7 protein-coding genes and 1 pseudogene are annotated in these 8,726 nt (G+C 65.1%); 3 read left to right on the top strand and 5 right to left on the bottom strand.

Annotation, left to right across the window (positions count from 1 at the left end; all coding sequences use genetic code 11):
* Positions 1 to 260: 260 nt before the first annotated feature.
* From ACIQKA_RS34585 to ACIQKA_RS34570, 4 genes are all read right to left on the bottom strand, one after another.
* A complete protein-coding gene (locus tag ACIQKA_RS34585) occupies positions 261 to 2,684 on the bottom strand; it encodes an FG-GAP-like repeat-containing protein (RefSeq protein ID WP_402543366.1) in 2,424 nt (807 codons plus the stop codon).
* Positions 2,681 to 3,655 carry an FG-GAP repeat domain-containing protein gene (locus ACIQKA_RS34580; RefSeq protein WP_402543365.1) on the bottom strand — a complete coding sequence of 325 codons (975 nt, stop codon included), beginning with the start codon at positions 3,653 to 3,655 and terminating at the stop codon, positions 2,681 to 2,683. Before ACIQKA_RS34580 ends, ACIQKA_RS34585 begins: the two co-directional genes overlap by 4 nt.
* Before the next feature lie 308 nt (positions 3,656 to 3,963).
* Positions 3,964 to 4,302: a transposase gene (locus tag ACIQKA_RS34575; protein ID WP_402543364.1), complete on the bottom strand. Its 339-nt coding sequence runs from the start codon at positions 4,300 to 4,302 to the stop codon at positions 3,964 to 3,966.
* A gap of 765 nt (positions 4,303 to 5,067) precedes the next feature.
* Complete coding sequence (locus ACIQKA_RS34570) at positions 5,068 to 5,466, bottom strand: VOC family protein (RefSeq protein WP_402543363.1); 399 nt, start codon at positions 5,464 to 5,466, stop codon at positions 5,068 to 5,070.
* Between the two features lie 91 nt (positions 5,467 to 5,557).
* On the opposite strand from ACIQKA_RS34570, the gene ACIQKA_RS34565 reads away from it, so the two are divergent.
* Positions 5,558 to 6,556 carry a helix-turn-helix transcriptional regulator gene (locus ACIQKA_RS34565; protein ID WP_402543362.1) on the top strand — a complete coding sequence of 333 codons (999 nt, stop codon included), beginning with the start codon at positions 5,558 to 5,560 and terminating at the stop codon, positions 6,554 to 6,556.
* A gap of 9 nt (positions 6,557 to 6,565) precedes the next feature.
* The gene (locus ACIQKA_RS34560) at positions 6,566 to 7,084 is read left to right on the top strand and encodes a TetR/AcrR family transcriptional regulator (protein WP_402543361.1); all 519 of its coding nucleotides are present in this window, start codon (positions 6,566 to 6,568) and stop codon (positions 7,082 to 7,084) included.
* Here ACIQKA_RS34560 and ACIQKA_RS34555 read toward each other — a convergent pair.
* Positions 7,073 to 7,378 (bottom strand): annotated as a pseudogene (locus ACIQKA_RS34555) (transposase); the annotation flags it as partial. The gene ACIQKA_RS34560 and the pseudogene ACIQKA_RS34555 sit on opposite strands and share 12 nt — an antisense overlap.
* 490 nt (positions 7,379 to 7,868) lie before the next feature.
* Between ACIQKA_RS34555 and ACIQKA_RS34550 the strand changes: the two are divergent.
* Positions 7,869 to 8,489 carry a DNA-binding protein gene (locus tag ACIQKA_RS34550; RefSeq protein ID WP_402543360.1) on the top strand — a complete coding sequence of 207 codons (621 nt, stop codon included), beginning with the start codon at positions 7,869 to 7,871 and terminating at the stop codon, positions 8,487 to 8,489.
* Positions 8,490 to 8,726: the final 237 nt, after the last annotated feature.

The raw sequence follows: 8,726 nt of genomic DNA, 5'->3' as shown, positions 1-8,726 counted from the left end.
CCATCGCCGCTCTCGTCTCCGACCGCAACATCATCGACTGAGCAAGCACCTGAGCAGGGCAGACATGTCCCACCCGCTATCACGCACCAACTCGTTAGCATCGTGGCCCACTCCACAAACGCATGCGGCAGGATAGGGGACCAACGAGGCCTCCGGTCACAGCGGTTGAGACGTCAGCCATCTCGAACCACTACCCGAAGGCCTCGCCTGCTATCCACAGCCGGCCGTCACCCGATCGGTGACCACTCTGAAGATCCTTATTAGTCGCCGCCCTTGTTGAGCCAGGCCTCGATCGCGCCGTTGCGGGCGATTCTGACCCAGTCGGCTCGGCCGTCGCCGTCGAGTTCGGGCATGGCCACGATGCCACCGGTGCCTGTCGCTATCTGGCCACGTTCGGCCCACTGCTTGTCGCCGGTGTTGAACCAGGCCCTGGGCACACCGTTGGGATCGAGGGCGATGTAGTCGGCCTTGCGATCGCAGTTGAGATCGGCAAATTCGATCTGCTGGTTGGTCCGCGGCGTAAGGTTGGCCAGGATGGCACCGCCCTCTTCCCAGCCGTCGTGTCCGGGGGTGTCGCCCCCGCGGTTGTACCAAACGTCGATTTTGGTACTGAAGTCGACCAGGCGGATGTAGTCCGCTCGTCCGTCACCGTTGACGTCGGCGAATCTGATGCGGTCGACGGGAATGTTGGTGCCCCGGCCGTAGTTGAGGTGTGGCTCGAATCCGGCGTGCCAGTTGTCCTTGTCGACGGTATCGCCCCCGCGGTTGTAGTAGGCGTCGATAACGTTGTTCGGCCGGATGACGATGTAGTCGTCGCGGCGGTCGTTGTCGAGGTCAGCGAAGAAGACCCGGTCGGGTCCCAGTCCTGTGCCCATGGCGATCTCACCGCGGTAGACCCAGGTGATCTTTCCCCCGGCATTCCGGTTGAGCCAGGCGGTTGCGGCGCCGGTGGGGGAGATCCACACGATGTCGTCCCGGCCGTCGCCGTCGAGATCGGCGTACTTTATGGAACGGGCAACGTCGGGGTTGCCGAGAAGTCCCTCCCAGATCCGCCCCTTCACTTCATATCCCTGGCGTGCGCTGCACTGCCCGGGTTGCTGGCCGGATGGGGCGGGGTTCGTGACCCAGCCGTTGACCAGCGCCGTCCGGATGCCTGCGGAGAACGCGGCGGCGATCTTGTCGTACCCGGCGTCGTTGGGGTGGACCACATCGGCGAGGTCGGCTTTGGTGACGGCGCTCAGGTCAACCCGGACCAGGTGGTCCCCGTTGGTGATGCGCCGGCCCAGCATCGGCCAGATAGCAGCGTTGTAGGCGTTGATCCGGTTTTGGATGGTGTCGTCGCGTGACGGAGTCAGTGTGCCGACCACGATTGTCACCCCGGGCGACCATTCGTAGATTTTGTCGATCAGCTGGCTGAGCCTGCTGGGGGCGTTGCCCACGTCGACGTTGCGGACCATGTCGTTGGTGCCGGCCAGGAGCGTCACGATGTTGGGGCGTCGGAGAGAGACGGATCCGTCGATCTTTTCCTGGATCTGGCCGATGGTGTATCCGGCCCATCCTTCATGGTCGTCGTCGGGGATGTCCTTGCCGTGCTCGAGCTGACCGACCATATCCCGTTTGTCGAGCGATGCGTAGATCAACCAGCCGTTCGGAGTTCCTATGAGCTCGCCTAAGGTCGTCTTGCCGAGGGAGTCCTGGATCTCGTCACGTGCGCCGGAGCTGTTGCTGCTGCCCCACCCTTCCGTGATGGAGTCGCCGATCGGCATGAGACGGATATCGGACGGCGGGTCCGCGGCGGCCCGAAGCCGTCCGACACCAACCGGTCGGTGGTCGCTGGGCGGCTGCATCTCGTTGAGCCAGGCATCTCCCAGCGAGTTCGCAGCATTGAAGTCGTCGGTGACGAAGTAGTCGTAGCGGTTGCCGCTGTTGTGGGTCGGCGTGTTCTCATCGGTGCTCACGGCGCGGGCGACCGGGAATCCGGCGCGGTCCTGGAGGACACGCGGGTCGACGTTGAAGTCCCCGCCGACTGTCCAGTTGTACTCGATGCCCTGGGCGTTGCCCCACCGTTCCACCTCGTCGTCGATTGCGTTCAGCAGCACTGCCGAGTCGCCGCCTCCTCCGGACAGCCCGTGTATGGTGAAGTACCAGTTCGTGCCGTACCGCACGCCCAGCGCGGTGCGGCCCGCGTCGATGGGGTTCGCTACCACGTTGACCTCGTCGGGGTCTTCCGAGACGACAAGGGCCAGATTGACCCGGCCGCCCACGCCATTCTGTGTATGCAGGAAGTAGATTTCCCGAAAGCCCACACTCCCGTCCGCTGTCTCCGGCTGCCATCGGTGGTGGTGGACCGTATGGGTGTGGGGGGTGTTCGTGCGGTCGACCGTTTGACGGGTCAGGCCACCCAGATACCTGGAGTTTTCTGCTGGCGCGGGGCCAGCTTCCTGCAGCATTACGATGGGGAAACGCCGTGAGTACCCGGCCACGTAGTTGTTCCATTTGCTCTCGTTCTGGTCGGTGGCACCTTGCATGTTCCAGGTCATCAGTGGCGTACTCGCCAGTGGCCAGTCGACCGCGACAGCTGGGCCGGCAGGCAGGGCGACGAGCAGACCCGACACCAGGGCCGCGACGACTGCCAGCATTCCGCTCTTCCGTGCACGGCTCCATGTGCAGATGAGGTGGTTCACGATGCGTCACCTCCCTTGTTCAAGCGTCCCAAGAGCATCCCTTCACCGGTCATGAGCAGATAGTCCACCTTGCCGTCTCCGTTCAGTTCGGCGATTCTCACGCGATTGCTTGGATCGTCGGAACTCTCGGATGTAAGGGACGGGTAGGAGGCCCATGAGCTGTCCTGCCTGCCGAGGTTCACAAAAGTGAACAGGGCGCTTTGCGGGGACAGGTGTGTGAGGTCTTCCAGGCCGTCACAGTTGACATCGGCGAATTCCCGACGCATTTCCGACCCCCCGTTCGTGGGAAGATTCCCGCTCCACGAGGTCCAGCCGTCATAGCCGGGCCGATCTCCGCCGTCGTTACGCCAAGCCGATACCCTGCCCGTGGACGAGGACTCGCTCACGTAGTCATCGTCCCCGTCACCATCGAGGTCGCCGAAGTAGATCTGGTGGGGAGAAGCTCCGGTGCCTCTCGCTATCTGCCCCACCCCACGCCAGCGGGGGGTGATCCCCTCCGGACCGGTCAGGTCGCCCCCCTCATTGATCCAGGCATCCAGTGCGCCGTCGTTCTTCACCACGAGGTAGTCGTCCTTGCCGTCTCCGTTCAGATCGGCGAACTTGACCCGCTCCGGCGGGTATCCGGTGCCCAGGGCTATGCGCCCGCGGTACGCCCATCTCCCGCCCCGGTCGTTGCGCCATTCCCGGACGCCGCCGATCACGTCCAGCAGCAGACGGTCGTCGTCCCCGTCACCGTCGAGATCGGCGAAACGGAAGAGCTCGAAGTCGGTGATGCCGGGCACGGCCGACGCCACTACCTCCATGGATCCCCATCCACCGCCCAACGGGCACCGTTCGGCGGCTTCGGCCTTGGAACCGGTCATAGTGAAGGTAGTACCTGCAGCGAGCAGCGACAGCACGAGAAGGAAATGCCTGAGCCGCCGTAGTGAGGTCGCGCCATCATGAGCCATGACGGCCTTGGGTAAGAACATGGAAGGTCTCCTGAAAAGTCCGAGGATTCGCATTTCTAATGTCGGTGAGATCTAGCTAGACGATAAGGTTCCGACGCCGTTCGAATTTGATTCGTCGGCTACGACCACGGTAAGCGGCGGCGACTGAAGCCCGCGGTATACGCTCCTGTCACCCTATGAAAAGCCAGGGCATCGGCGCAGAAACTCTCATCTTTTATGAGATCAAGCCAGGCCGAGAAAAACAAGAGGGTATTTACGCCAATCTTATGGGCTAACGAGCTCGTGCACGGTAAGCGGTGAAGTGTCGAGGGCTTCGGTGGGACCGGTGCTCACCTCTGTCGTCGAGGGCCCAGGTCTGCGGTCTGCTGGTAGCAGAGCAGGCCGACGGCTGCCTGAACGGTGTCGCTCGTGTACTCGTGGCAGTCGAGATGTCGGGCCGGTGCCTGCCAGTTCTTGAGGTGGGTGATGCCATGCTCGACGCGGATGCGTCGTGAGGAGCGTGCTTTGCGCTGTCGCTTGTGCATTTTCTCGTGCCAGTCCGGCGCGTTCTTCTTGAATTTGCAGTGTGATGGCGTCGCCACCCGTTCGCCGGTCTGGGCACCGAGGCCCTGGTAGCCGGCGTCCGCGAGGATCTCCACCACTGGGCTGTCCACCAGAACCCTGTCCAAGCCCAACTGGCGGGCATGGGTGACGTCCGCGCAGCTGCCTGGCCTGGCCGGCTGCAGAACAGCATCCGTCCATTCCGGTCGGTGAGGAGCATGGTCTTGAGGCGTTCTGCTTGTTCTTCCCGGAGATGAACGTGTCCCGGTCCTTGCATCTGGCGGTCGGCCGGCGGACCCGGATCTTGGTGTCGTCGATGATCCCGGTCTTCCCGCTGGCTCCGAAGCGCTCGATGCCCTCGGCCGGCGTTCGCAACCGGATGTTGAGGCTGATCGTGCACCCTCGCTCGGCGAGCAAGGGTCGTACCTCGCCGGTGGCCCAGGCGATGGTGGATCGGTCTACTCTGAACCAGCAGGCCAGCACGTCGTGAGTGGCCCCGTGAAGGAGATGGACGAGGGTGGCCAGGAGCCGGTTGACGAACACGAACCGGTGCTTCGCGCCGGCGCCCACGGCCCGCTTCTGCGACCGGGAGACCAGCTTGGACTGGTGACGCTCATGCCATAACGGACCCAACTCGGCGACGAGTTCAGCGATCACATCGATCGACAGGCTCGTGATCCGGCGATTGCTGACGATCACTGCACGAGTCACGGTCCCCACCACCCGATCATGATCAACTATCCGGAACTCGACGCCTCACCGCTTACCACGCACGAGCTCGTCAGACCGCCTGGCCGCGCCATCTGCTTGGTGACCCGGCACGCTCTCCATGACGCGGATGCGAGCGCCAGAGGGCGCAACGCGAAACCACCTGCCGGGTTGCCGCACTGTCCTCAGCAAGCAAACTTCGCGATTGCCGCCGGGGTGACGGGGGTGAAGAAGTTGACAAGGTTGCCATCGGGGTCGCGGAACAGGAGCGCGCGGTTGCCCCAAGGCATCGTGGTGGGCTCATTGACGAAGTCCCCCACGAAGCCGGTCAGGTTCTTGAACACGCCGTCCACGTCGTCGACGAGGAATTCGAGGATGACACTGCGGTTGTCGGCCGGGCGGGCGGAGTCGGGCGCGAACAAGGGGACAGTGCGGGTGCTGCCGATCGCCAGGGTGGCCGAGGGGGTCGTGAGTTCGGCAAAGTCCTCGGTGAACCAGGTGGCGGATACTCCGGTGGCGCGCTCGTAAAAGTCGACGAGGCGAGCGATTTCGCTCGTAATGATGCGCACAGAGACAAAATTCATCAATTTCTCCCGTTTCGTCCTTCGTTGGCGATTTCACTCTACGACTGATACCGGGCGGAACCCGCCCGGTATCTGCGGGAGGATTTGAGGTATGCCTCGCCCCGTTGCCCGCGTGCTCGCTCTGCTGGAACTCCTGCAATCGGGCGGCATCCGGACCGTGACCGAACTGGCCGGACGGCTCGATGTCGATGAACGCACCGTCCGGCGCTATGTCAGCCACCTCCTCGACCTCGATGTCCCCGTCGAGTCGGTACGCGGTCGCTACGGCGGCTACCGCCTCGCCCCCGGCTACCGCATGCCTCCGCTCATGCTGAGCGACGACGAAGCGCTCGCCGTGCTGCTCGGCCTGATCGCAGGCCGGAGAGCTGGCTTGACGACGGCCATGTCCACGGCCGGTGAGACGGCGACGGCCAAGATCCGGCGGGCGCTGCCCGAGCGACTGAGCCGCAGACTCGACGCCGTTCTCGGCTCTCTCGCCTTCACGGACCCACCTGGTGAAACAACTGCCCCGCAATCGACGGTGCTGCTCGCGATCGCCGACGCGGTCAGTCATCACCGGCCGATCTCTATCCGGTATGCCGCGGCCGACGGTCGGCGCAGCGAGCGCACACTGCACCCGTACGGGGTCGTCTCCCACTCGGGCCGCTGGTACGTCACGGCCGCAGATCTCACGGCAGGTGAAGACCGGACATTTCGCCTGGATCGCGTCACGGGGGTGAGAATTCTATCCGGCTCATTCGAACCACCCGCCGGACCCGATCCAGCCCAGCGCGTCCTGACCGGGCTCGCCAAGGCTCCGTACCGGCACGAGGTGACCTTGCTGATTCAGGGCACGGCCGAGCAGATTCACACCCGGCTCCCTGCCGCTATCGCAATCGTGGAGACGCTCGCCTCCCCGAGCAGCGCAGATCCGGACAACGAGCGCTGGCGCCGGGTCGAACTCCGGGTCGAACGGCTTGATTGGCTGCCTGCCATCCTTGCCTCGCTGGATCGACCCTTTGTCATCGAACGCCCCGATGAGCTCCGCGGTCTCGTCGAAGCTCTTGCCGAACGGCTCAAGAACTCCGCCCGGCGAAGCCCGCCTATTTGAGGAAGTGCGATGCCTCTCCTCGCCGATACGCGCGAGGAGTTCCGGCGCACCCAGATCGTTGAAGAAGCCGTTCGCTGCTTCAGCCGCAAGGGTCTGGAGAGGACCTCGATCGCCGACATCATCGGTGAGCCAGATCTCTCGGCCGGCTCCATCTATGCGCACTACCGCAATAAGGCTGACCTGGTCCAGACCGCCGCCCGCGACGCACTCTCCAGGTGTTGCGACACCGTCGGCGACTACACAACGATGGGCGCCCCACCAGACCCCGACGCACTGCTCGCCCGTTTGACCGCCGCGATCGTCCCAGCCAAGGCCCGGGTCGCCACGCAGCCCTTGAGTGAGGTGATCACCGACCCAGCCATCCGAGAGATCGTCGCCGACGCGACAGACCAGATGCTCGCGATGCTGCACGACTGTGTTACGACCTGGCTGGTCAAGGTCGAAGCACGAGGAGCCAGCCCTGGCCCGGGAGCACGCCGCTCTGATCACCTACCGCGTAGTGGCGCTTTAGAACTGCTATCGGAATGACTTCAGGCGCCTCCAGCAGAGGAGTGAGCAAGCGAGGCTGAGGAACGCTTCGTGGATGTCGTCGCGTACTTCCCAGCAAATCCGCAGCCGACGGAACCAGTGCAGGTGGGCGAAGGTCCGCTCGACGACCCATCGGTCGGTGCCGAGGCCTGATCCGTGGGGGACTCCGCGTCGGGCGATGAGGGGCTTCACGCCCAGGGCCCAGGCCAGACGCCGGTACTTGTCGTGGTCGTAACCGCGATCACCCAGTACCATCTCGGGCCGGCGGCGGGGCCGGCCCCGTTTGCCCCGCACCCTGCCCCGTTATCCCCGGGCCCGAGGGGTGCGCCACGTCCTGGCGGCTGCCGGGGAGCGGCGTGCGGGTGAGGATGGTGGCTGGGGAGGACGATGTCATCCCGATGGCGCGGGCTCGCGCAGCACATCGCGGTCGCAGGCGCTCCTGGGCCGGCTTCCCTCGCCGCACGCTGCTGCGCCGCGTCCTTCGGGCCGCTGCCCGTGTTCGCTTCGTGTGCGGGCGAATCGGACGTCGGGTGAACGCGCGTCGGCGGGGCGGCATGGTGGTTCGGATCGCCGCCCCGCGGGGATAGCCCGACGAGTGCAAGGCATTGTAAGGTTGAATCTGGTAGCCGGTGAGCCCGTACATGAGCGAAGCCGGCGGAGGGCCGCCCGGAAGCGGCCCGGCACACCGCCGGCTTCTCGCACTGTCAGCCACGGAAAACCGGGCCAGCACGCCCCCCATACCCGGCCACGCACGCTCCACCGTCGAAGACTCAAGGAGACGAACGTGATCCCCCGCGGTCGCCCCGTCCTGAACGAAACCGACGTCGCCCGCCGCGCCGGCGTCTCGCTCACCACCTGGCGACGCAAGCACGCCGCCGTCTTCCGCGAACACGTCCCCGACCTGCTCCCCGAAAGCCGCTACCTCCTCTACGACCTCGCCCAGACCGAGGCCTACCTGAAGGGCCGGCCCATCCCCCAGCTGCCCGACGGCGAGCACCCCGACGACCTGCTGACCGCCGACGACGTCGCACAGATCCTCGGCATCAACATCAGCACCGTCCGCGCCTACGCCACTCGGAGTCACCTCTCCCCCGGCACCACCCGCTACGGCGCTCGTCTGTGGACCCGCCGCGAAGTCCACGACCGCCGCGACAACGCCCCCGGACAAGGCAAGGGCGGCGGACGGCGCGCCGGCGAACCCCAAGGCCCCCGCAAAACCCACCCCTACGAAAACGACCCCCGCATCGACCTCGCCGCCCAAGCCCTCGCCACCGCGGCCCCCGGCACCGCCAAAAGCCGCATCGCCACCGAACTCGCAGAACTCCACGGCCACACCCGCCGCACCTGGGAACGCCTCCTCACCACCGCCGCGGCTATCCACCACACAGACGGCGACCAGACTTGATGGGGCAAGGCCTGCTCGGTTCGACGGGCGAGGAGGGCTGCTGTTCACCTATGCCGAAACGGCCGGCAGGCGACCCCTGTTGAGCAGAGGTTCGCCGCTGCGTACCCGCCCACTAATACAGTGATCACTTGATCCAGAGGGCCGCTATGGTCAGGCAGCATGGACAGTAAGACGCTCACCGCCTCCGCTCAGCGCTGGATGATCACAGGACTGGAAGCCTTCACAAGGGGCACGGAG

The sequence above is a fragment of the Streptomyces sp. NPDC092045 genome, from assembly GCF_044756005.1.
Taxonomy (GTDB): domain Bacteria; phylum Actinomycetota; class Actinomycetes; order Streptomycetales; family Streptomycetaceae; genus Streptomyces.
Note: the sequence above shows the minus strand (reverse complement) of the source record. Positions and strands in the feature narration are given on the sequence as shown.

What these genes read in the sequence shown, in the direction of transcription:
- ACIQKA_RS34570 (WP_402543363.1), bottom strand. Translation starts at nt 5,466, where the DNA reads ATGAATTTTGTCTCTGTGCGCATCATTACGAGCGAAATCGCTCGCCTC.
- ACIQKA_RS34565 (WP_402543362.1), top strand. Translation starts at nt 5,558, where the DNA reads ATGCCTCGCCCCGTTGCCCGCGTGCTCGCTCTGCTGGAACTCCTGCAA.
- ACIQKA_RS34560 (WP_402543361.1), top strand. Translation starts at nt 6,566, where the DNA reads ATGCCTCTCCTCGCCGATACGCGCGAGGAGTTCCGGCGCACCCAGATC.
- ACIQKA_RS34580 (WP_402543365.1), bottom strand. Translation starts at nt 3,655, where the DNA reads ATGTTCTTACCCAAGGCCGTCATGGCTCATGATGGCGCGACCTCACTA.